The 22742-nt window shown below is 49.5% G+C and carries 20 protein-coding genes and 1 pseudogene; 18 read left to right on the top strand and 3 right to left on the bottom strand.

All coding sequences use genetic code 11. From position 1 onward, the window contains the following. Positions 1-8: 8 nt before the first annotated feature. From QRN24_RS13300 to queD, 18 genes and pseudogenes are all read left to right on the top strand, one after another. A complete protein-coding gene (locus tag QRN24_RS13300; RefSeq protein ID WP_047365988.1) occupies positions 9-401 on the top strand; it encodes a VOC family protein in 393 nt (130 codons plus the stop codon). A gap of 386 nt (positions 402-787) precedes the next feature. Continuing rightward, complete coding sequence (locus QRN24_RS13305) at positions 788-1579, top strand: class I fructose-bisphosphate aldolase (RefSeq protein ID WP_153852682.1); 792 nt, start codon at positions 788-790, stop codon at positions 1577-1579. A gap of 14 nt (positions 1580-1593) precedes the next feature. Continuing rightward, the gene (locus QRN24_RS13310) at positions 1594-2145 is read left to right on the top strand and encodes a glycerol-3-phosphate responsive antiterminator (RefSeq protein ID WP_000479583.1); all 552 of its coding nucleotides are present in this window, start codon (positions 1594-1596) and stop codon (positions 2143-2145) included. 20 nt (positions 2146-2165) lie between these two features. Next, positions 2166-3704 (top strand): FGGY-family carbohydrate kinase, encoded by a 1539-nt coding sequence (locus tag QRN24_RS13315; RefSeq protein WP_153852681.1) that lies wholly within the window; start codon positions 2166-2168, stop codon positions 3702-3704. Positions 3705-3715: 11 nt separating this feature from the next. Next, complete coding sequence (locus QRN24_RS13320) at positions 3716-4477, top strand: SDR family NAD(P)-dependent oxidoreductase (protein WP_284942791.1); 762 nt, start codon at positions 3716-3718, stop codon at positions 4475-4477. Positions 4478-4493: 16 nt separating this feature from the next. Further along, positions 4494-5489, top strand: a complete 996-nt coding sequence (locus tag QRN24_RS13325) for a 2-hydroxyacid dehydrogenase (RefSeq protein ID WP_096924185.1) — start codon at positions 4494-4496, stop codon at positions 5487-5489. A gap of 89 nt (positions 5490-5578) precedes the next feature. Then, positions 5579-6841, top strand: a complete 1263-nt coding sequence (locus tag QRN24_RS13330) for a PTS galactitol transporter subunit IIC (RefSeq protein WP_096924184.1) — start codon at positions 5579-5581, stop codon at positions 6839-6841. Between the two features lie 438 nt (positions 6842-7279). Next, on the top strand, positions 7280-8785 hold the full coding sequence (locus QRN24_RS13335; protein WP_284942792.1) for a BglG family transcription antiterminator: 1506 nt from the start codon (positions 7280-7282) through the stop codon (positions 8783-8785). A gap of 1 nt (position 8786) precedes the next feature. After that, positions 8787-9260: a PTS sugar transporter subunit IIA gene (locus QRN24_RS13340; protein ID WP_096924183.1), complete on the top strand. Its 474-nt coding sequence runs from the start codon at positions 8787-8789 to the stop codon at positions 9258-9260. 21 nt (positions 9261-9281) lie between these two features. Beyond that, positions 9282-10688, top strand: a complete 1407-nt coding sequence (locus QRN24_RS13345) for a PTS fructose transporter subunit IIC (RefSeq protein ID WP_153852678.1) — start codon at positions 9282-9284, stop codon at positions 10686-10688. Positions 10689-10690: 2 nt separating this feature from the next. Further along, positions 10691-11551 carry a ketose-bisphosphate aldolase gene (locus QRN24_RS13350; RefSeq protein WP_040018505.1) on the top strand — a complete coding sequence of 287 codons (861 nt, stop codon included), beginning with the start codon at positions 10691-10693 and terminating at the stop codon, positions 11549-11551. Positions 11552-11827: 276 nt separating this feature from the next. After that, complete coding sequence (locus QRN24_RS13355) at positions 11828-12085, top strand: YjhX family toxin (RefSeq protein WP_001054379.1); 258 nt, start codon at positions 11828-11830, stop codon at positions 12083-12085. An 11-nt stretch (positions 12086-12096) separates the two neighbouring features. Beyond that, a pseudogene (locus tag QRN24_RS13360) lies at positions 12097-12644 on the top strand (GNAT family N-acetyltransferase). A 55-nt stretch (positions 12645-12699) separates the two neighbouring features. Continuing rightward, positions 12700-13446, top strand: a complete 747-nt coding sequence (locus tag QRN24_RS13365; RefSeq protein WP_169330400.1) for an SAM-dependent methyltransferase — start codon at positions 12700-12702, stop codon at positions 13444-13446. 127 nt (positions 13447-13573) lie between these two features. After that, entirely contained in the window at positions 13574-13825 is a 252-nt protein-coding gene (locus tag QRN24_RS13370; protein ID WP_172860587.1) for a zinc ribbon domain-containing protein, read from the top strand. Positions 13826-13889: 64 nt separating this feature from the next. After that, a complete protein-coding gene (locus QRN24_RS13375) occupies positions 13890-14102 on the top strand; it encodes a VOC family protein (RefSeq protein ID WP_169330402.1) in 213 nt (70 codons plus the stop codon). 275 nt (positions 14103-14377) lie between these two features. Continuing rightward, positions 14378-14698, top strand: coding sequence for a DUF7828 domain-containing protein (locus QRN24_RS13380; RefSeq protein ID WP_502875296.1), 321 nt, complete (start codon positions 14378-14380; stop codon positions 14696-14698). Between the two features lie 299 nt (positions 14699-14997). Continuing rightward, entirely contained in the window at positions 14998-15360 is a 363-nt protein-coding gene (gene queD, locus QRN24_RS13385; protein ID WP_169330404.1) for a 6-carboxytetrahydropterin synthase QueD, read from the top strand. Positions 15361-15413: 53 nt separating this feature from the next. Here queD and dpdD read toward each other — a convergent pair whose 3' ends face one another. From dpdD to dpdJ, 3 genes are read right to left on the bottom strand one after another with little or no spacing between them, the layout of a single operon-like run. Further along, complete coding sequence (gene dpdD, locus QRN24_RS13390; protein ID WP_284942793.1) at positions 15414-17672, bottom strand: protein DpdD; 2259 nt, start codon at positions 17670-17672, stop codon at positions 15414-15416. Then, positions 17669-18211 (bottom strand): phospholipase D-like domain-containing protein DpdK, encoded by a 543-nt coding sequence (dpdK, locus tag QRN24_RS13395; protein ID WP_001097549.1) that lies wholly within the window; start codon positions 18209-18211, stop codon positions 17669-17671. Before dpdK ends, dpdD begins: the two co-directional genes overlap by 4 nt. Continuing rightward, a complete protein-coding gene (gene dpdJ / locus QRN24_RS13400; RefSeq protein ID WP_284942794.1) occupies positions 18208-22737 on the bottom strand; it encodes a protein DpdJ in 4530 nt (1509 codons plus the stop codon). The genes dpdK and dpdJ overlap by 4 nt, the downstream gene beginning before the upstream one ends. Positions 22738-22742 lie beyond the last annotated feature (5 nt).

Here is a 22742-nt window from a genome sequence, read left to right on the forward strand (position 1 = left end):
GTGGATTTATGTTTTCTTACGTGATGCTGGGTACTAACGATCTACCACGCGCCATCCGATTCTACGATCCGTTGATGGAATTGCTTGGGCATCCTAAGGCAGGCCGGAATGAAGAAGGCGCATCCTGGGGGACGTTCAGCGATAACCATACCATCGGATTGTGCGTCGGCAGGCCTTTTAACCAACAACCAGCGGGCGTTGGTAATGGCACGATGGTGGCGCTGAACGCCCGTTCTATTGAACATATCCAGCAGTTGCATGCGCTTGCCCTTAGTCTGGGGGGCGCGGATGAAGGTGCGCCGGAGCACAGGCCGCAATACGGACAGGGATTCCATAGTGCTTATGTACGCGATCCGGACGGGAATAAACTGGCGTTTGTATTCTACGATTTGGTGGAATAACGAATATGGTATCAAAAGCCTTCCGGGCTAAATAACTCACCCGCCAGAAAATCTTCGACGAGATACTTTAGTTGTTTTATTTCAACTGGTTGCATCAAATTGGAGCACCGTTAATTCTTACAAGAATAAAAAATTGACGTGATCAGTATCTCAGTTTTGGCACTCAAGCTAGACAAGCTAATCCTGAGCATGTTAGTTATTTAAGCACGCAAGAGAACGGATTTAAATATAAAGAAAGTTTAAACCCCTCTCAAATTGCAAAACAATTAACTGATAATGATTTAGATTTCTGAACCATTATCACAAGGGTATGTGAATAGAAAGCCCTCAGAGACGTGAGTCTCTGAGGGCTTTTTTTATTTTTTATCTTGCTAAGGAGTAAATAAATGTCTAAAGAACGCCGTCTCTCAAAGATTTTTGCAAAAGATGGTAAATCAGTGACATTAGCACTGGATGGTTACTATTTTTCCACAAAAACAAATGGTATTGATAATACGATAAACCAACTGCCAGCATTGGTTGAACAAGGGCTGGATTGTGCGTTGGTCACGTACGGCATGCTGAAGAATTTCCGTGAGCCATTAAATTCGGTTCCTGTTGTATTACGCGTCGATAGTACAGTCAGTATTTTTGATAATACCGTTCCCGATACTACCCCGATGTTTACCGTTGAAGATGCGTTGAAAGTCGGCGCTGAAGGTGTCGTCTGCATGACCTTCCCGGGTGCCTTCAACGAAGAAAAAACGCACATCATGGCAATGCAACTGGCACAAGCCGCAGACCGCTGGAACGTGCCGCTCATTGTCGAATCACTCCCATATGGTTACCCCGTTACCAGCGACGACTCGAACAACCCGGCGATTATCGCCGCCTCGGCTCGCGCCGCAGTGGAGCTGGGTGCCGATGTCATCAAAACACGTTTTACAGGCACTGCGGAAGACCGCTTGATCGTCGAAGCGGCAGGCGTTCCCGTCCTTGCACTTGGTGGCCCCAAAACCGGCATTGATGGTTACTTCAAGTTTGTTCAGCACTGTATGCAGGTTGGGGCTAAAGGGGTGGCAGTGGGTCGTAATATCACTCAGGATCCGCGACCAGACAGAGTGGTCGCAGGCCTGAATGCTATCGTCCATGAAAATGCCACAGCGGAAGAAGCATACAGCCTCTATATGGCTAAATAACATCGGATACTAATATGTTTTTAAATAACACCATCATTCCTTCAGTCAGAAAATACAAACACTTTGACAAGGCATTATCCTGTGCGTCGGAATATGTTCTGTTGTCAGAGGCCAATATCGGCAACTTACAATCGCTGATTGGAAAATGCCATCAAAGTGGTAAGAAGGTTTTGGTCCATCTGGAGTTACTCGGCGGGTTTAAACCCGATCAGGCTGGGATCAATCTACTGAAAAGTTATTATAAAGTTGATGGTGTTATTTCTTCCAATCTCTCCGCCCTGCGCTATGCAAAAAAAGAGGGATTATTAACAATTTTTCGGGTGTTACTTATCGATTCTCGATCGCTGGATCAATCTATCGATATCGTTAAACATAACCCGCCGGATGCAATAGAAATCTTACCTGCTGAATATGCCTGCCAGTGTCTGGAATTGATTAGCCGAAACTTGAATGGCTTTGACGTGATATTCATCGCCGGAGGCTTTGTAAAGCGGAAATACCTTGTAGATAAAATATTCCATGCCGGGTTTAAAGGAATAACCACCAGCGAGCCGGGTTTATGGTAACCAATAAGGAGTCCACGGTAATGAAAGATGAATATGTAATGGGTATCGACAATGGCGGGACAGTCACGAAGGCGGCTATCTACGATCGCAACGGCAGCGTGGTTTCTATCGCGTCAAAATCCACCCAGATGCTGACACCCCGGGAATTTCATACCGAACGCGATATTACCGAACTGTGGGCGGCTAACATCGAGGTCATCAAAAAAGCGATCGAGCAATCAGGGATCGACGCCAGTCAAATCAAAGGAATCGCCGTCACCGGGCATGGGAACGGTTTGTATCTGGTAGACGAAGCTGGCAATCCGGTACGCAACGGCATTATCTCTACCGACAGTCGGGCGAAAGAGTATGTGGAAAAATGGCAAAACTCACCCGAGTTTTTGACCGACATCCTGCCTAAAACGATGCAGTCAATCTGGGCCGGACAACCCATTGCTCTGCTCGCATGGCTGAAGGATAACGAGCCAGAAGTGCTGCAGAAAGCACATACCATTTTTATGGTAAAAGACCTGATCCGCTTCTACCTGACCGGAGAGGTTTATCTTGAGCTTACTGACATCTCCGGGACCAACCTGATTAACGTACGTGACCGCAAGTATGACGATGAGCTGCTGGCATGGTGGGGGCTTGCTGACCTGCGCGCGAAGTTGCCACCAGTCAAACTGTCCACGGACTGCTGCGGTCGGATAACCGATGAAGTTGCCCGTCAAACAGGCTTATGCGCAGGCACACCTGTCTCTGGCGGCGTGTTCGATATTTCCGCCTCGTCTGTCGCCTCCGGGATTAATACCCTCAATAAGCTGGCTATCATCACCGGAACCTGGAGCATCAATGAATATGTGACTGACCATCCGGTTATCGACAAAGATCTGTTTATGACCTCGATTTACCCGATTGACGGTAAATGGCTGATAACCGAAGCCAGCCCGACGTCTGCCAGTAATCTTGAATGGTTTATCAATAATTTCATGGAGAACGACCGGGAAACCGCTGCTGCCGAGGGCTCTTCCGTCTATGAGCTATGTAACACCCTGGTCTTATCCACGACGCCAGAAGAGAGTCATCTGCTGTTCTTTCCTTTCGTATTTGGCTCTAACACCATTCCCGATGCCTCAGCGGGCTTTATTGGCGTGAACAGTTTCCATAAAAAAGCGCATTTCCTGCGCGCAATCTACGAGGGTGTGGCGTTCAGCCATCTGTATCACACCGAACGTTTACGGAACATCAATCCGGATTTGAGCCGGACCATCCGAATTGCTGGCGGAGTCACTAACTCGCCGGTCTGGCTACAGGTCTTTGCCGATATCTTCCAGTGCACGCTTGAGATTGTCGATGTTAAAGAACACGGCACACTCGGTACTGCCATGACCGCGGCTGTCATGATTGGCTGGTTTGATGATGTCTTTGCCGCGTCCAATGAAATGGTGCGCGTCGCACGTACCGTGACGCCGAATCCGGCCCGTCAGCAAGTGTACCAGGACAAATATCAGCTCTACAAAAAGCTGTTATCTGAAATGCAGTCCCCATGGAAAAGCTGCAGTAACTACATCACGCATTAAGTGAGGAATGAATGGATCTAAATCTGAAACACCGCACAGCCATCGTCACCGGTGGTGCCACGGGTCTTGGCCGGGAGTTTGTCCTTTCCCTGGCTAAAGAAGGCGTCAATATCTGTTTCACGTACATGCGTGATGAAGAGTGCCCGGAGTTACTGATTGAACAGGTGAAATCGACCTCTGACGTCAAAATTATGGCGGTAAAAACCGATCTTGCCGATGAGAAAAGCCGGGAGCACCTCTTTGCGGCCTGCATTGAGCAGATGGGAAAGGCCGACATTCTGGTCAACAACGCCGGTATCTGGCTCAGTGGTTACGTCACCGAGATAACCCCGCAGGACTGGGATTTGGTGATGAATGTGAACCTGAAAGCGGTATTCCATTTAAGCCAACTATTTGTGAACCACTGTCTGCAACAGGATCAGTCAGGCAGCATTTTGAATATTACCTCACAGGCCGCGTTCCATGGCTCTACGACCGGTCATGCCCATTACGCAGCCAGTAAAGCGGGCCTGGTGGCTTTCTCTATCTCGCTGGCGAGGGAGGTCGCAAAACAGAATATCAACGTGAACAACATCGCCGTCGGAATTATGGACACCGCGATGATCCGTAAAAATATTGAACAGGATCCTGCCTATTACGTCAGCCGTATTCCAGTAGGTCGGGTGGCTCAGCCAAATGAAATTGCCGACATCGGGGTCTTCATGGTTTCTCCTAAAACCAGCTATATGACGGGAGCAACTCTGGATGTCACCGGCGGTATGTTGATGCGTTAATCTATGGAGAATCACTATGAAATGTCTGGCGATAGCCGATCTTTTTATCAATAAAGCGATGATGGATGCAGGTCTTAACGCGCTCAGGGATAAAGGTATCGACGTTGAAGTTCGTGAATGGTCGCATGAATCGATTGAAAAATTGCAGGAGGATAATCTGCGGGTCGAGCAGGAAGGTGCAGAAGCGGTCGCATTACCCGCAGCCTTACTTCAGGATGCTGACGACGTTGAAATCCTGATAACTCAGTTTGCTCCGGTCAACACAGCGGTGCTGGATAAGCTGCCAAAGCTCAAATACATAGGGGTACTGCGAGGAGGCATTGAGAACGTCAACCAGCAGGCAGCCATGGTCCGGGGGATTGAGGTGATGAATACGCCGGGGCGCAATGCCCGCAGTGTGGCGGAGTTTACGGTCGGGATGATGCTGGCTGAAATGCGCAATATTGCCCGTTCTCATGACGCATTACGCGATAAGTTCTGGCGTAAAGACAGCCCTAATCATCAGGCTATTCCAGAGCTTGGCGGTAAGGTTGTCGGCCTGGTTGGCCTGGGTCATATTGCCCAACTGGTCGCGGGTTTTCTTAGCGGCTTTGGCACGGAAATTATCTTTTATGATAAGTACGTTTCCGGCCACGAACGCTATGAGAAAGTCGACACTCTCGACGAACTGGTAACACGGGCTGACGTTGTATCACTTCATGCACGCATGACGCCGGAAACCGAAAACCTGATCAACGCACACCATTTCGGGTTAATGAAAAACAGCGCCATCATTGTTAACACCGCGCGCTCCGGGCTAATCAATGAACACGATCTGATTGACGCTCTCCAGGCCGGAAAAATTATGGGGGCAGCGCTGGATACTTTCGACGATGAGCCATTGCCCGATGACAGCGCGTTTTATTTGCTGAATAACGTAACCATCACTCCGCATATTGCGGGCAGTACTCTCGACGCCTTCAGTAATTCACCCAAACTATTTGCTGAGATCTTGCTGAAGAAACTCAGTTAAATATAAAAAAAGACCTTTAAGGTTTTTATACAGCCCATTGGGCACGGGTTCGCTCGCGCCCAATTCGGCTACCTTGTTAAGGAGTCATTATGGATATTATCAACAGCATTATTAGTCTGGGGGCATCAGTCATGATGCCAGTAATATTCTTTATTATCGCACTTTGCTTTGGGGTAAAAATCGGAACGGCATTTAAAGCCGGGATGCTGGTCGGTATTGGGTTTGAAGGTGTCGGTCTGGTGATTGGCCTGCTGCTGACTAACATTGGCCCTGCATCTCAGGCAATGGTCGAGCGCATCGGCCTGCAGCTGAATGTCGTCGACACCGGGTGGCCGACCGCTTCAACGATTGGCTGGGGCTCTCCGCTGATGCTGCCTGTCGTGGTCGGTTTTATTGTCATCAATCTGGCCATGCTGCTGCTCAAATTAACCAAAACGGTGAATATCGATATCTTTAACTACTGGATATTCCTGATCATGGGCTCGGTCGTGTACGCCGGAACCGGTAACTACTGGCTTTCTGTTGGCATCACATTTGGTATTTTTGTCTTAACGTTACTGGCAGCAGATTTAACCGCCCCGTATTTACAAAAAAATTATAATCTCAAAGGGATTTCCTTCCCTCACCTTACCTGTATAGCCTACGTCCCCTTTGGTATTGCCTGTAATTATATTATTGATAAGATTCCGCTTATCAATAAAATCAATTTTGATCCAGAAAGCATTAATAAGAAGTTCGGGGTATTTGGTGAGCCTTTGACGCTGGGTTTTGTACTGGGATTGCTATTGGCATTCCTTGCCGGGTATGACGTTTCGGCTGCCGTTTCGCTGGCAATCAAGGTCTCCGCTGCGATGCTGCTCTTGCCAAAAATGATTGAAATACTGGTGCAGGGATTACTGATCGTCCGAGATGCCGCAGAAGAAAAATTGAAGGCCAAATTCCCTGATCGTGACTTTTACATCGGCATGGATACCGCGTTATTGATTGGCGAACCTTCAGTGCTGGCAACCGGACTGCTGTTGATCCCGATGGCCGTGGTACTGTCTATCATTCTGCCCGGTAACCGCGTTCTGCCATTTGTCGACCTCGCTTCATTGATGTTCCTGCTGGCAATGGTCACGCCATTCTGTAAACGCAATATGTTCCGCATGTTCATTAGCGGCACGCTGATCGTCAGCTGCATTTTGTACGTCGGAACGGACATTTCGAAGGAATACACTCAGGCGGCGGTTAACTCCAATATTCCGGTGCCGGAGGGAATGTCTGAAATTACCAATATTGTCGGGGGGGCGACCACACCGGTTGGCTGGCTGGCAGTGAAGTTTGGGGAGTTTTTCAGTACTGCGCCTTAATTCAGAGTCACAACACAAACAGAGGGCAATCCCCTGCCCTCTGTTTCTTTTTAAACATTTCAGAAAAATCTTCAACTGAATGACATATCAACCAGAGCATTCCTTAGAAAAAAATGACTTCAAAAGTCAAATCTTGCTATGAAATTTTCTGTATATGACTCATTTAACTTCGTCTCCAAATTGTGTTTTTTTTGAAAATAGAATTAACATCAAGCTCACGCTATTAATATCCCCATCCATTAAACCAGTTAACTACCCTGTTCTTTTCTCTTAGGGACATTAACTTACAAACGCCCACGTATAATCACGCCTCTCCCGAATAACGAGCTGTTCATTGTGATGGTATACATGCGTTCATTTCATGGTATTTCCTCGCATCATGAGAGTCGTTATAACTAACATCATTGAAGCGCCAACATTTCTTCGAAGGAGTGGATAATGAAAGTGCTGAGCAAAAGACAAATATCGCTGGTAAATCAATTAGCTCAGGAAGATGGTTGGCTAAGCACGGCTCAGGCCGCGAAAATCCTTCATATCTCAGTGAGCACGCTCAGAAGAGATGTTGATGCTATCAACGACTTTTTCGCTGATAAAGGCAATCACATACTCTGCAGACCTGGCCTGGGCATGAGGCTGGATGCAAGTGAAATAGTGTCTTTGCCAGTCACATCTCCAGACGAACATGTTGCTAACATATTAAAAAGCAAAAGACTCATTGGCATCATCACTGATATGCTGACGCACTCACCCACGCCATTATCCATTACTTTTTTGTCAGACAAGTATTTCATCAGCCGCTCCTCAATCGTAGAGGATTTAAATAAAATTGATAAATGGCTGGGCAGTTTTTCACTGGTGATGATAAAGAATCATACGGGAACGTATGTTGAAGGGAATGACTATGATATTCGCATGGCTCTCAAGGAGATCATAACACATAGCGTATTATGTAATTATCAGATGACCGATAGTCGAATCGACAGATTTTCTCGTGTACAACTCATAAAAGAGTTTGGTAAAGAAAACGTCGCGAACTGTATCAACCTCATCACCTTCATAGAAGATGAATTAGCATGTGCAATCAGTGAACCCTACTACACCAATCTTTTTTCACATTTACTGGTCACCATCAGACGAATGGAGAAGTGTCATCCTCATACCGATAACAAGACGGTTCCAGTTCATGATAATAAAGAATGGAAAGTTGCAGTTAAAGCAATATCATGGCTAGAGGGAAAGTATACATTTTCCTTTCCAGAGATTGAAATTAACTACATCTATCAGTATCTGATTTCATCTGGAAAAGATACGACCTTAACCAACCTTCCAGATAACGATTTTCAGGATAAAGAGGCGGTAAGTTATGCCATAAATCTGACAAGTGACATCTCTCAGTCGCTTAAATGTGATTTGATATCAGACAAAACACTGTTGAACTCTCTGGTCATGCATATTAAGCCGATGCTAAATCGACTAACTTACCGGATAATTATTCACAACCCTCTTCTTGATGAAATAAAAAAAGAACTCTCAGATGTTTTCGCTGCAGTCAGAAGCGCCACTATAAAAATAAATAACTATGATAAACACGATCCCCCTTCAGAGGATGAAGTTGCTTATTTAAGCGTTTATATTCAGGCAGCAATAGAAAAGGTTAAAGAGAACAAAAAAATTATCCTTGTCTGTTCAAGTGGAGTCGGCACATCGCAGCTTCTGTATAGCCGGATCACCAAAGCATTCCCGGACTGGGAGATTGTCGACATTGTGCCTGGAAGTAGGCTTAAAAAAACATTATCTGAAAAGAAATGTGACTTAATCATTTCAACGGTGAGGATAGAAGAAATGATGATCCCTGTGGCATATGTATCCGCTCTTTTTTCAGCAAAAGATATTATTCGCGTGACGGAAACATTATTCACCGAACGCAACTCTCAGGAGAAATAGCATGTTAGATAAAATTGTTTTAAGTGATCTATTAAGCAAAGCCTGCGTGATAACTGATATGCAGGCGAACAGTAAAATGGATGTCATTGAGCAACTGACGCAGTCGCTATGCGAAGAAGGTGTAATCGATAATAAACAAGGTTTTATCGCTGACGTGCTTGCAAGAGAAGCACTGGGGTCAACGGGTTTCGAAAATCAGATTGCTATTCCACATGGAAAATCTCAGTGGGTTAAAGAAACAAGAATTGCTGTTGCCAAGCTAAAGGAGACTGTTGACTGGGAAACCATGGATAGTTCCGATGTCAAACTGGTGATTCTGTTTGCCGTGAAAGACGTCGACAGCGGAGCGGGACACATAAAAGTGCTGGCCCGTATATCAATTGCATTAGGAGATGATGACGTCGTCGACAAATTACTTAATGCCAGCTCACAAGAGGAACTGTACCGGTTAATTCTCAACAATACCGGGGAGTAGCATCCTTACAAGGAGAATAAAATGAAAATCATTGCAATTACCGCCTGTCCAACTGGCGTTGCACACACATACCTTGCTGAAGCAAACCTCAAAAAGAACGCCTGTAAAAAAAGCATTCCCTTACTTGTTGAAACGCATGGCGCTGTTGAAAGTGAGTATATTTTTACAGATGATGATATCAGGCAGGCGGACGTAGTTTTAATCGCCGCCGATAAGGTTATTGATCTCTCGCGCTTTAATAATAAAAACATTATCCGCGTCTCGGTAACGCGTGCAGCGAAAGATGCATCTGGGTTACTGGATGATATTGTTTCTGGAAAATTACAGCCTGAACGGTATCTTGCGTCAGATATTTCGGAAAAGCAGTCACAAAAAGATACGGATAAATATCTCGTTTCCCAGATTTATATTCATCTTATTACCGGCGTTAACTTGATGATTCCGTTCGTGGTTGCCGGTGGCATTCTGATTGCCCTGAGTTTCTCATTTGGCATTACCGCTGCAACACCTGGTGATCCAAATTTCAGCCCTGTTGCAAAAATGCTTTCTGATATCGGTGGGGGTGCCGCTTTTGCCCTGATGCTGCCCATTCTTTCACTTGGCATCAGTAAATCAATTAGCGGCAATATGGGCATGGTTTCCGGGGCCGTTGGCGGCATGATGGCGATACAAACGGGTTCGGGATTTCTCGGAGCACTACTGGCCGGATTCCTGGCGGGATATATCACGCTGCTGATTGTGAAATATATCAATCTCCCTAAGTCCGTGGCAGGCCTGAAGCCGATACTGATCGTCCCGTTACTGAGCGTTTTTATTACCGGTGCGTTGATGGTGTTAGTCATTGGCGAGCCCATTAAGTTTCTTCTCGACTCGCTAACCTTATTTCTTCAGAACCTCGGGAATACCAACGCAGCCATCATGGGACTTTTGATAGGCATGATGGTGGCCTTCGACATGGGAGGACCGCTGAATAAAACCGTCTGTATGTTTGCTATTGGCCTAATGTCGACAGGTATCTATGAACCGATTGCCGCCTGCATGGCTGCTGGCATGGTACCGCCGTTAGGCATTGCGCTCGCCACCACGCTGTTTGGTCGTAAGTTTACCCGTCAGGAAAGAGACACCGGCAAAGTCACCTATGTTCTTGGCCTATCTTTTATCACGGAAGGTGCAATCCCTTACGCAGTAGCTGATCCGCTACGTGTCATCCCTGCCATTGTTGCAGGATCCGGGCTTGCAGGGGCCCTCTCTATGGCGCTGGGATGTGCATCAAGAGCCCCGCACGGTGGCGTATTTGTCATGTTTATTCCGAATGTGATCACCCATGTTGTCAGCTATATCGCTGCTATTGCTGCAGGCGCATTACTGACGGCCCTTATTCTTCGTTTTATTAAGAAAGACAGCCCTGAAACTGTACAGGAGATGTAACCATGCTTATGAATATGAAAGACGTTTTATCCATAGCTCAGCAAAATAAATTTGGCGTTGGCGCATTCAATATTGCCTCTGCCGAGTTTGCCAGGCTCGTCATTGAGGTTGCAGAAAAACTTCGTTCACCCGTCATTCTTGAAGTGCATCCTGATGAGCATGAATTTACCGGGGATGATTTTATTTACTATCTTCGCGAACTGGCGATTAAGGCAACGGTGCCCGTCGTCATCCATCTGGACCACGGGCAGACACTGGAACAGGTTATGCGGGCCATTCGCACCGGCTATACATCTGTCATGATCGACGCCTCAGCCCTTCCATTTGAGGAAAACATTGCGATCACCCGCCATATTACCGAAGTGGCCCATGCAGCGGGCGTATCTGTTGAAGCGGAACTCGGCACGATAGGTGTGGCTGAGGGCAGCAGCGAAGGCGGACACGCTGAAATCCTTTATACCGATCCACAGCAGGCTGAACAGTTTGTGAGAGAGACAGGAGTCGACACGCTAGCGGTTGCGATTGGAACCTCACACGGATTATACCCGGCAGGAAAACAGCCGAAACTGGATATCGAGAGACTGAAAGCCATTAAGCAGCGACTGAGCATTCCTCTAGTTCTGCACGGTGGTTCAGGTAACAAAGATGCTGAGGTGGCAGAATCTGTCCAGCACGGTGTCAGCAAAATCAACATTTCCAGCGATATGAAAAAAGCATTCTATATTGCACTGGAAGAAGAACTGAAATCAGGAAGTCATGAACCTAACGCTCTATACCTTAAGCCAATGGATGCAGCGAAAGAGATTGTGATCCAGAAGATGGATTTATTCTCCTCCATCGGCAAGGCGGCGCTTTACGGCTAAGAAGGCAAGGCGATTCAATAAGGGAGCCCTGACAGGCTCCCATCGGGATCACACTTTTCATCCTTGGGTATTCACTTACTAAAGTTAGGTGTTATCATTCACCCCGTAAATACCTTTCAACTCAACCCGAGGCTTTGATGCTGGAGAATGTAATCATCCGATAATCAGCTTCCCGACCTTTTCAGGCCGGACTGATTATCAATGCGCCGAAATCGAATGCGGACACCGCGGTGTGTTTGCACGTTTTGCACATGATGATTAAACAGGTTCTTCAGTATGAATTTATCCCGTCAGGAACAACGTACGTTACACGTTCTCGCTAAAGGTGGACGTATTGCGCACGTCCGCGATTCTTCAGGCCGCGTCACTTCCGTTGAATGCTACAGCCGCGAAGGGCTGTTGCTGACCGACTGCACGCTCGCCGTCTTCAAAAAACTCAAAACCAAAAAACTTATCAAGTCCGTCAATGGTCAGCCCTATCGAATCAACACTACCGGGCTGAATAACGTTCGCGCTCAGCTCGATAATCGCTAAGGAGAGTTTCTATGACAGCACACCACTTCACTTTTCAAATCACAGATGAAAGTGATGCCAGTGATATCCGGGAAGTCGAAACCCGCGCATTTGGCTTCAGCAAAGAAGCCGATTTAACGGCCTCTTTACTTGAGGATGAAAGCGCGCGCCCTGCGTTATCGCTGCTGGCCCGACATGAAGGCAAAGCCGTCGGGCATATTTTATTTACCCGGGCAACCTTCAAAGGGGAAATGGATTCACCGCTGATGCATATCCTCGCTCCCCTGGCAGTCATACCGGAATACCAGGGGATGGGCGTGGGAGGACGGTTGATACGCACTGGCATCGAGCACCTGAAATCGATGGGCTGCCAGACAGTATTCGTTCTCGGCCACGCCACCTATTACCCCAGACATGGGTTCGAACCCTGTGCCGGAGACAACGGCTATCCGGCACCTTATCCCATCCCGGAGGAGCACAAAGCCTGCTGGATGATGCAATCACTCACCGCTCAGCCCATGAACGTGACCGGCCACATCCAGTGCGCGCAGGCCCTGATGAAACCGGAGCACTGGCGTGAATAACAATCTTGTTGTGCCCTTGTTGGTGCTTAACCCAATAACAGGAATTAAATAATGGATATCCCACGTATTTTTACCATCAGCGAAAGTGAACACCGCATCCATAACCCGTTCACCGAAGAGAAGTACGCCACGCTGGGTCGCGTGCTGCGTATGAAGCCGGGCACCCGCATTCTTGATCTCGGCAGCGGCTCGGGCGAGATGCTCTGCACTTGGGCCCGGGATCATGGCATTACGGGGACTGGCATCGACATGAGTTCGCTCTTCACCGCGCAGGCCAGACGCCGCGCGGAAGAACTCGGCGTCAGCGAACGCGTACATTTTATTCATAATGATGCGGCGGGTTACGTCGCCAATGAAAAGTGTGACGTGGCAGCCTGCGTCGGCGCGACCTGGATTGCCGGAGGCTTTGCCGGGACAGTCGAACTGCTGGCGCAGAGCCTTAAACCGGGCGGCATCATGCTCATCGGTGAACCTTACTGGCGCCAGCTTCCGGCAACGGACGAGATAGCCCAGGCCTGCGGCGTCAACTCGACAAGCGATTTCCTGACGCTTCCTGGGCTTGTCAGCGCGTTTGACGACCTCGGCTACGACGTGGTGGAAATGGTACTGGCGGACCAGGAAGGCTGGGATCGGTATGAGGCCGCGAAATGGCTGACCATGCGCCGCTGGTTGGAAGCCAATCCTGACGACGATTTCGCCGCCGAAGTCAGGGCCGAGCTAAACATCTCGCCGAAACGCCACGTAACGTACGCGCGGGAATACTTTGGCTGGGGCGTGTTCGCGCTTATTGCCAGGTAACAACAGGTTCCCGGTATTTCTGACCGGAAATACCGGGGCCTTCGTCTTTGCTTTGATCTGAGGCATCACCTGCACAATACATACTCAGTATATTTATTAATCAGGATGTCACCATAAGGAGCATCATATGTCACAACATGAACAGTTCTGTCAGGCTTGCGGAATGCCGATGTCGGCACCCGATGCACACGGTGCCAGCGATCAATATTGTGCATATTGCAGCGACAGTAATGGCAATCTTAAACCCTGGGAAGAGGCGGTATCAGGCTTGGCCAGCTTCCTTGATTCCTGGCAAAAAGTCGGCCCGGAAGAAGCAACAAAACGGGCAAAACGTTATCTGACGGCGATGCCCGCCTGGGCTCATAAAGCAGATGAATGAAAAACAAAGCCTGCGTGATTTAGACAGGCTATCTTCTCTCCCCTGGTTCCATAAAGGAGAGCAGATGTTTTCTTACATTATGCTAGGGACCAATGATCTGTCACGCGCCATTACATTTTACGATCCGCTGATGGATATACTGGCGTATCCTCGCGGCGGCACGGACGAGGGGGCACCAGGCCTACGTCCGCATTTCGGCGAAGGTTTCTACAGCGCTTACGTCAGAGATCCCGATGGCAACAAGCTGGCTTTCGTGTATTACACCGCACAATCCTGAGAACGATAAACCGGGGGCCTCAGTGCCCCCACCTGAAACTAAACCGATCCCGCAAATTTCAGAAGAGCGTTGGACGAGTTGATAAATGCCGAGATGTCTGAATGTTTTTACGCCAGAACTCCATAGTGTGCCAACCAAAGAACAGTAACGACACCCGACACAGGCTTACTTCGCCTCCGCCGATAACACATAGCTAATCCGCCATTCACACCCTGCCCGCGTAGCCCGTACAGGGACTGCTGACGCCTACGAATTGTCTGGCAGGAGCCAATACTATGTACGCCAAATCCTTTATCGCTCTCGACGGTAACGGTCGTCTGACCGGTGCCCGTATTGCGCAGACTGCCCCTTACGACAGGTATACCTGCCACCATTGCGGCAGTGCGCTGCAATACCAACCTGGATACGACACAGAACGCCCGTGGTTTGCACACCAGCACGGCGATCTAACAGAGAACGGGCGACAGCACTGCCCGTATGTAAATCCTGACTCGGGTGAAAGGCAATTAGCCAGACGGCTACAGCACTTCCTCCCCAATGCTATCCTCAGGGTCAGTAAAGCCGACTGGCTCTGCGCACCATGCGAGACCAGTTAGTTATAGCCTGAGTTGTCGTAGTGGAGATTTCAGTTATCCAACTGAAATAGCGTCATGAGAATGCTGAAGCTCTTTTTTGCCGCCAATCTTTAAACTTACGTACGAAGCGGTGATATTAGTCGATGTAGGACTGTGACTAGCGATAACGTCCAATTGAATTGCATGCTCATCCTGCAAAGAGGCTCACAATCGAAAACAATCCGGTTTGGGTCGGAATACGCAAGCGTGCTAATGCTCATTCTTAAATGCTAGGAAATCTTGCTTCTTATTGTTACTGTATAACAAAAAATGAGGTCACCATGAAAACTACGTTATACAAAGATTTCACATTTGAAGCCGCACACCGTCTTCCCAATGTTCCTAAAGGCCATAAATGCGGCCGCTTACACGGACACTCTTTTGTCGTGCGCCTTGAGATAACTGGTGAAGTTGATAAACACACAGGTTGGATTATTGATTTCGCTGAACTCAAGGCCATTTTCAAGCCGACGCTAGATCGCCTGGACCACTACTATCTCAACGACATCCCTGGCTTGGAAAACCCAACCAGCGAAGTACTCGCCAAATGGATATGGAGTCAGGTTAAAACACAGTTGCCAATTCTGAGTGCTGTCATGGTGAAAGAAACCTGTAGTGCGGGTTGCGTGTATCGGGGTGAATAGCCCGAGATTGAACTTAGCTGTGACGTTATAGGTTACAGCTAAGTTTTTCACCTTTAATACAATTTAAGATAACTACGTATGCAGTCCAGCATACTCGTACTGCCTTTTCCGGAAGGTTGCAATAATGGTTTATCCCCTCGCTCTTCCTTTATCGCGTAATAAGCAGAATGTTTAGAACTAAGCCAAGCAAAAATAAATACATCCGCTTCTCTAGCCAATGAACGCAGCATGGTTGAGCCGCCTTTATCGTTGTTGAGGCGAATATCGGCCTGAGGATAATCGGCTAGTAGTTGTTTTTTCACACGCTGTGCTACCGACTCAGTCAATGTATAAATGCCCACTACCTTGTCATTCAATGTTGATCCGACACGAACCTCATCATTTTTCTCCCCACTGTCCTCTAAAATTTGTGGGGGAATTTCACAGACAAGTCCGCACTCACCAGCAAACTGAGCCAATAGGTTCCACTGCAATTTACTATAGCGGGCTGGGTTGCGGTAAAACATGTTGAGTACCAGATTGAATAATTGTTCTCTGGCAAGTTGGTCAGCAGTTGGGTAGACCAAGAACAGTTCCAGCAAATCCAGCCAGGCGCTAGCGCTGGTGGTACCTGAACTCTCGATCATCATCTGCAGGTTTTCTATTAGTTCGCGGTAATCGTGCGCATTACTATCGCCCTCTAAATAACCGCGTGTTAGATCACAGGCAGTAAAGATATCTTCGCGAGAACTATTGTCGTCCAGCGCCAATTGTTGCAGCAATGCTAACCGGACAGACTGCCAGGAAGCACTTGTTTGATGGTTATCCAGCCACTCGAGCAGTACTGGAATGGCATCGCGCAACACCATGCTGGCGCAGTTGTTGGTTTTATCCAGCAACGAAACAAATGCCTCGGGCTGGAAAGCCGCTGCGTTCCATTGGCCGCAGGCCTGTTCTACCGCTTCTATCGCCCCCGACCATCGAGGGTTGTTTAAGACTTCCTTCAACCAGTCCTGCCAGTTATTGATACCTGCAGTATCATGTTCTGTTCGTTTGGATGGCAGCATCAACTGTAAGGCAGTGTAATAACGCTGGAAGGCCGGTTTCGCCAGTAACAAGTCGCGCTCTTGTTGAGCCAGTTGTTGCAGATAGCTTACAGCCTTCACAGCAGCTTCTGCACTGCCTATGACCCAAGCACATTGCAAAGCAATAGCTGCACCGCGAGCACTGACCGGTAGTAACAGTAATTCTTTCAGAACGCTTTCAGGATATTCATCGGCTCTGGCAAGCAATTCATCGGTGCTCGCCACCGGTAGCGAGGCCACAGCAACGGCCGGGAATGCTTCCAGCAACCGGCGGATCCAGTGCCGGTCATCGTCTGTTGCCCCCTTCATACCGGCAACCACTTGTTGTGCCTGTTCCCTCAGTCTTGCAGGATCACTTTGTGTGTCAGAAAGTAACCACAGTAGGATATTTTTGATCGCCGATGGCGTGTTTATACCCTGCGTCACTTGGAACAGGCGCGGTACGTTCTTCACCAGCAAAATATTAAATGCTTGTCGTTGGGCTGCGAGGTCGCTCAACTGCTCATACTTCAGCAGAAACTGCTGATAGAAAACCGTCATCACTTCTTCAGCCAACACCAACGGGTGCGGCATATCCAAGACCTGTCGCAACTGAGTCGAATCTAGCAGGCTTTTGGCATCACCTTCCAGAGCCATGCAGCGCAGTTCGATAAACAGTTCGTTAATATGGCCTATGCCACCAGCTTCACGTAGTTCCTGCAGATAGAGGCGAGTCTGCGGCACATCACGTCGACGCAAGGCGGCACGGACGTCACGCAGAATACGGCCACGCGGGCGTAGAAGTATGAGCTGGTGAATCGGGCGGCTGGCGAGTTGTTGGCGCAAGCGCTCAATGCCATTGAAAATCTCCGGGATCCTCGACTGAGAAAGCGAGCTAAATTTGTATACTCTATCGCTATAGTGGTCTATCAACGCTTTTTCCACCGGGTCGCTCGGATCCAGCATCGTGCGCTGGCGGTTAAAGTCAGACCACGAGGTGCCGACGTGCGCGTCTAATAACTCGCGCAACTCCGCATAGTCTCGTTCCTCATCGGCCATTGCATACCAAGTCACTTTATCGTTACTGCCCTTTACTACACGCGGCAGGATCACCGGGAAGCATCCGTTGCGGACATCGTTAAGCCAGGGGGTCAACCGCTGTTGGGTTGATGCTTCTAGCAGGCCACCCGCGATTTTTTCCCAAGAGATAATATTGTTTTCTCTATGGAAAAAGGCTCGCAGGAACTTTTCGCTATCAGCGCTGTTCATTGCACACCTCCCTGTGCCGGTTGGTAAAAGTCGTTAAATGCTAACAACGCCTGCACGATGGCGGTTTTGTCTGTGGTCAAGTTAATCTGTTCATCATTGATCACGATCCCGCCGATCGTCAGATTCATTGAACCGCTTAGGAAGAAATGATCTCCGAGGAACCCTTTGGTATGCAGTACCTCTTTCTGGCCAATGTACAGGTTATCCAGCATGCCGTAGTTGGCGACGCGTTCGGTTAACTGGCGGATAAAGCGTGCATTATGCTGGGTCTCGTTGGTCATCACTTTAAGCGTACCGCCGTTGGCTACCGCACGCGCCAGCAGTTCTGAGGTCTGCACCTGACGCTGTCCCCAGGCTGGTTCGAGGTAGTCGAAACGGCCGGTGCGATTATCCAGCAGGTCGAGGTCGGTGATCCACGGCGAGACTATCCACAATTCCGCGCTGGGCTGAGCGATCTCCGCTACCAACAAGGAGCTGAGTACATCAAGAACTTCACTCTGGCGTGAGGTTCTGGATTTAAAGATACGACGGGTATTCATTGGATCGCCTCCGGAATTTCAATCATGGCGAAGGTGTCATTGTTGTGGCGGCGCAGGGCACTGACGCGCGGGTAGAAGAACAACCCATACATTTCTACTGGGGTGACTAAAAGAGTAGCGATGGCCTCATTTATTGCATCGCCCGGTTCGGCTAGTAACTCGCATTTACCATTATTTTCCAGATGCTGGTGACACTGCTGCATCCAGTCTGGTTGGCTGAGCGCCACCTGAGCACAACTGTGCTGCACCACATGGGCCAGCAGGAGGCGCTCGGTTGGCCCGGCAAAGCTGTAAGGGTTGTACCAAGTTAGCCAGCTATCACGAATGGTATGGCCACGTGGCCACAGTAGGCCATTACAGGTATTTAAACGCCAACTCTCCAAGTTGTGCTGCCCTTGGCTAGCTTGTTGTAGTTGCTGGTCAAGCGCGCTGGACTGACTACAGGTAAAGGCATAGACACGCTGTGGTAGTTCAATACCCAGTCGCTGCTCCTGCTGTCGCCAATCCTGTTGCAGTTGCAGTAAAAAGACATCGCTGCTGGCATCGGTCCCCGGCCGTAATAGGCGGGTGTTGATCGCCGACAGGAAGCTGTGGCTGGTCATAAAGCCGCTGCGCTGCAATTCTCCCAGCAAGTTGCGCTGCGCCTGAACCTGGCTGGCATGATCGTTGGCAAGGCGCATTTCGTTCATACACGCAGGCAGGGATGATGTCGGGTTTACCATGGTTTGCAGCAGGTGCCAGACATTATTGTCCATTGTTTCGTAGTCGCCTGGACTGAGGTTAAAGTCTAGCAACTCGAAGAAACTGCGCGGATCTTCACGGTAAATCTGTTGGATCTTCTCAATGATACCGCCACCGCCCACGGTGGTTTCCGACAGCCAGATTTCGCGCTGGTCAGGCGCGAGCAGCGCAGTGCGCACCGGCCCACCGTTGAGGTCAAGGATTAGGTCGTTGTCGTCGGCATCTGGGCACAACTGCATAGCGGTTTGCAGCAGCGCCGCACCCAGTGTGTTGGTGAAGTTGAGGGTCAACCACTCCAACCAGGTGTTATCCAGCGGTTGCCACAGCAGTTCCACCCAGTCGGCAATTCTTGCCATCACCGGAGCCTGGGACACCAGTTCACGCAAGCTTTGCTGTAGATCCTGCTCTATCTCTTCACCGGTCTGCGCATCATACAACGTCTGGAAGATTCGAGCAGGAACGTCAATCAAGGCGATCCCTGCGCTGTTGTGTTCCATTGCGCGGAACGCCTGCTCCGGGGTGCAGTTTTTCAATACTGCTTCGCTGCCAATACCTGCCAGGACAGTTTCTGCCAGCCAACCGCCGAGGAAAGTATTAACACTGATTGCCTCGTCGTGGCTGACTTCATACAGGAAGCGCGCTGTGCGCAATCCGGCCACCAGTTCACGGTTGTTGCTGATGCTAGCGAGATCAAAATTAGGTAACCGACACTGGAATTTTATCGCATCTACCCACAGCGAGAAGCCAAACGCAGCGGGTTCGCCTTGGTGTTCAAATTTGAAGTCAATCTGCAGGTCTTCACGCTGGTCGCTGAATTTAATATTGGCACGTGATCCGGTGGCAAAGCGCACGGCTTCGATCGGACAGTGCTGCTGGTGGCTGTAAAACTCCACCTGCTGGAAAATATCCTGCCAGGCATTGTTGGATGGCACTTCCGCAGGGATGCCGTTCTGAGGTGGACGGATCTCGCTGTGCCAGTTAAGAAACGCGTTTGAGGTTTCACTCAGTTTAAGGTCATCTGGTGGCGTGCTGGCAGTCACTTCCCAGGCGCGGAAGCAAGGGATAACCTGCATGCCAGTGCGAGTGGTAATGTGACAATCGGGCATGGACTCCCGTTTGTCTGGCGGGCAGTAATCATCAATCGGGAATGGATGCGAACCATCTTTCAGCTCGAGTTTTTTCGGCACTAGCCAGTGGCATTCGCGAATGTTTTTGATGGCAAAGCGCTTGCTGATACGCCCCGGGGCAAAATCTTTCATCCCCTGCAAAATCGGCATGCTGTGCGCATCGGGTTCCTGACCGACTTCACCTAGCAGGTTAATCTGTAACTCCGGCAGGCAGAGGTCGTTAAACAACGCGGACGGTATAAAATCAGGCATCGGCGTGCTTTTGCGGCAGTTATCGGCCTGCTCAATGCCAAGGCGCGACCAGTTGGAGCGCAGTCTTCTAAGTACCGTAGGAAGAAACGCGGTCATAATCGCGCGTGGGGGTTGCCACAGCAATGACTGCAGCAGTTTTTCGTCCTTAATCCCCAGTGCTTCAGCCAACCATGAGTTAAACTCCTGCTGGGTTTTCTGGCTGTTCAGAAGGTCTTCAATCAGATCGGCCAGCTTTGACTGAGCTTCAGATGGCTTACCTTTGTCCTGCGGGACGGATAGGTCATCCCAGATACCACGATTCCACTGATTAAGATACTCGTTACGGCTGGAGAGCCAGTCCATAGTGGCAAAGGCCGCCTGCATACGCAGTACGTAACTGTTGCCGACCGGCAGTTGGCGCGCCTTTAGTACCGGCTCAAACAGGTTTTCGTAGCACTGAAATGCCATGCGATCACGGCCATAGTCGGACAGCACAACCACGGTCCACGGGCGCATGGTTCGTTGACGTCCAGCACGCCCTTTACGCTGCAGGAATTGGGCATTATCGCGCGGGGCTTTATGCTGGATAACGGCACCGACGTTCGGGTCGTTAAATCCGACCTCAAGTGACGCGGTAGCGACAATCAGATCCGCAGCATGGTCGACGCCAGCATCCTGCGAAGAGGTGCGCTTAACGTTGCTGCGGTCAGCAGAATCGAGTGTATGGCCAATCATTTTAGCCAACGGCCATTGCTGACCAAAGGTAAATTTCTCTTCATTTGGCGCATCGCCGCGCAGCATCGCCAGCGGTTCTTTTTTGGCATTGATATTGCCATTCGAGTAACGACCCTCGGCATCCAGTAGCTGGAAATAGAGGCGGTTAATGACGTCAATATCATCTGTAAATACAAAACTGCGCGTGCCGTACATACCGTTGCTGACCGGCACTGCGGCGTTGTCGAGCATACGCCTGGTTAGCATGGAGGCCTGAATGGTGGTGGACAAAAGGCTAGAGCGGGACGCCGGGTCGCCACGTAGAGCCAGCATATACTCCGCGCCCTCTGTCTCCATATCGTCTTCGATCGGACTAACTTCCGCCACTAGGTACTCTTCCAACCCGGTTAACGAAGCCATAAAGCGCGTCGCCTGCTCCAACGTTGCGGACAGTCCAACAAAGTGCGGTGTAGCACCGGACAGATGCCGCCAGCGGCGGATCAGCATGCCGTTCTGTGCACCGCTGACGCCGGAATAGGTATGCACCTCATCAAGCAGCATCATCGATGGCGGGACGACATTTTTGCCGATGCCAAACAGCGATGCCAGAAACGGGTTGCCCATCTGCTTATTCAGCATTTCGGTGCTGGTAAACAAAATATCTGGCAGTTCGATCTTCATACGCTTACGCGTCAGGATCACTTCATCAGGCTCGATGGTCTGCGTACAGCTATCGCAATGCAGACGTTCAAAGCTGTTTTCAAGATCAGCGGTGCGCCAGACCATTTTGCCACGACAGCTATCCGTCGGGCAGGGAATATACTGGCAGGACATGCCGTCACGATGCCGGCTCCAAGCCGTTTTCATGTAGTCACGATAAATCGCGTCTTTATCTAGCGGCACCATGCCGAAAAGAGCGGCGATACGTACTTTGCGCACGCCTTTTTCTTCCAGCAAACCGTTCAGTTTACGTACCTGACGCAGCGTTTCGATAAACTGATCTTTCAGCAGTTCATTGCGAGGGTAAATTGCTAGCGCCTTTACCGCATCTTTTCTTTTGGCGACCAGTTCACTGCCGATAAAGGTCAGAGCAGGCAGATAGAACGCCAAAGTTTTACCAGTCCCAGTTCCGGCGCAGACAATGGTAGCAGTCGAGCGGTGCTGGCTCTGCTGCAATCCGCGCAGTACGTTTTTGCAGGCTTCTTGTTGAAAGTAGGCGAGGTTGTACATTCCGCTCGAATGGCTGAGCAGGGCCGACAGTAACTGGCGGTGCGTAGAGGTAAAACCAGTTATTTCATCAAGTTGCTGCAAAACTTCAGCAGCCTGTTGGTTACGCTTCGGGTATTTGCGTTGGCGGCGTAAGAAGCGATAGTCGGACACCAACGTCGATGCGGTACGCCAGTTATTGTTAAGGCCGTGCTTAGGAAACATCTGGCGCAACTGGCTGTAAAGGCGCACTGCCTCCGCCATGCGGGTACGAAACACCGAAACACCATTTTGCTGGTGACGCAGTAGCAATCCACGATCGATCATAACTTTCGCTATGCCAAAACTAGTTAGGCCGTTGGCCTCGAGCGGGTGGTTCTGTAAGACCTGAGAAATAGTATTACGGAGCTCGGTCTCAGTGAAAAAACCTTGTGTGTTACCCCAAGTGAGGAGTACCGCCTCCTGCGACTCCAGCCCATCAAGTACTGCGCGAATAATCTGTTCCATTGAAA

The organism is Enterobacter sp. MEB024, from assembly GCF_030209635.1.
In the GTDB taxonomy this organism is placed as follows: domain Bacteria; phylum Pseudomonadota; class Gammaproteobacteria; order Enterobacterales; family Enterobacteriaceae; genus Enterobacter; species Enterobacter ludwigii.

Bases quoted from the DNA above. Each gene is read 5' to 3' on its own strand.
- QRN24_RS13300 (WP_047365988.1), top strand. From the start codon at position 9: ATGTTTTCTTACGTGATGCTGGGTACTAACGATCTACCACGCGCCATC.
- QRN24_RS13305 (WP_153852682.1), top strand. From the start codon at position 788: ATGTCTAAAGAACGCCGTCTCTCAAAGATTTTTGCAAAAGATGGTAAA.
- QRN24_RS13310 (WP_000479583.1), top strand. From the start codon at position 1,594: ATGTTTTTAAATAACACCATCATTCCTTCAGTCAGAAAATACAAACAC.
- QRN24_RS13315 (WP_153852681.1), top strand. From the start codon at position 2,166: ATGAAAGATGAATATGTAATGGGTATCGACAATGGCGGGACAGTCACG.
- QRN24_RS13320 (WP_284942791.1), top strand. From the start codon at position 3,716: ATGGATCTAAATCTGAAACACCGCACAGCCATCGTCACCGGTGGTGCC.
- QRN24_RS13325 (WP_096924185.1), top strand. From the start codon at position 4,494: ATGAAATGTCTGGCGATAGCCGATCTTTTTATCAATAAAGCGATGATG.
- QRN24_RS13330 (WP_096924184.1), top strand. From the start codon at position 5,579: ATGGATATTATCAACAGCATTATTAGTCTGGGGGCATCAGTCATGATG.
- QRN24_RS13335 (WP_284942792.1), top strand. From the start codon at position 7,280: ATGAAAGTGCTGAGCAAAAGACAAATATCGCTGGTAAATCAATTAGCT.
- QRN24_RS13340 (WP_096924183.1), top strand. From the start codon at position 8,787: ATGTTAGATAAAATTGTTTTAAGTGATCTATTAAGCAAAGCCTGCGTG.
- QRN24_RS13345 (WP_153852678.1), top strand. From the start codon at position 9,282: ATGAAAATCATTGCAATTACCGCCTGTCCAACTGGCGTTGCACACACA.
- QRN24_RS13350 (WP_040018505.1), top strand. From the start codon at position 10,691: ATGCTTATGAATATGAAAGACGTTTTATCCATAGCTCAGCAAAATAAA.
- QRN24_RS13355 (WP_001054379.1), top strand. From the start codon at position 11,828: ATGAATTTATCCCGTCAGGAACAACGTACGTTACACGTTCTCGCTAAA.
- QRN24_RS13365 (WP_169330400.1), top strand. From the start codon at position 12,700: ATGGATATCCCACGTATTTTTACCATCAGCGAAAGTGAACACCGCATC.
- QRN24_RS13370 (WP_172860587.1), top strand. From the start codon at position 13,574: ATGTCACAACATGAACAGTTCTGTCAGGCTTGCGGAATGCCGATGTCG.
- QRN24_RS13375 (WP_169330402.1), top strand. From the start codon at position 13,890: ATGTTTTCTTACATTATGCTAGGGACCAATGATCTGTCACGCGCCATT.
- QRN24_RS13380 (WP_502875296.1), top strand. From the start codon at position 14,378: ATGTACGCCAAATCCTTTATCGCTCTCGACGGTAACGGTCGTCTGACC.
- queD (WP_169330404.1), top strand. From the start codon at position 14,998: ATGAAAACTACGTTATACAAAGATTTCACATTTGAAGCCGCACACCGT.
- dpdD (WP_284942793.1), bottom strand. From the start codon at position 17,672: ATGAACAGCGCTGATAGCGAAAAGTTCCTGCGAGCCTTTTTCCATAGA.
- dpdK (WP_001097549.1), bottom strand. From the start codon at position 18,211: ATGAATACCCGTCGTATCTTTAAATCCAGAACCTCACGCCAGAGTGAA.
- dpdJ (WP_284942794.1), bottom strand. From the start codon at position 22,737: ATGGAACAGATTATTCGCGCAGTACTTGATGGGCTGGAGTCGCAGGAG.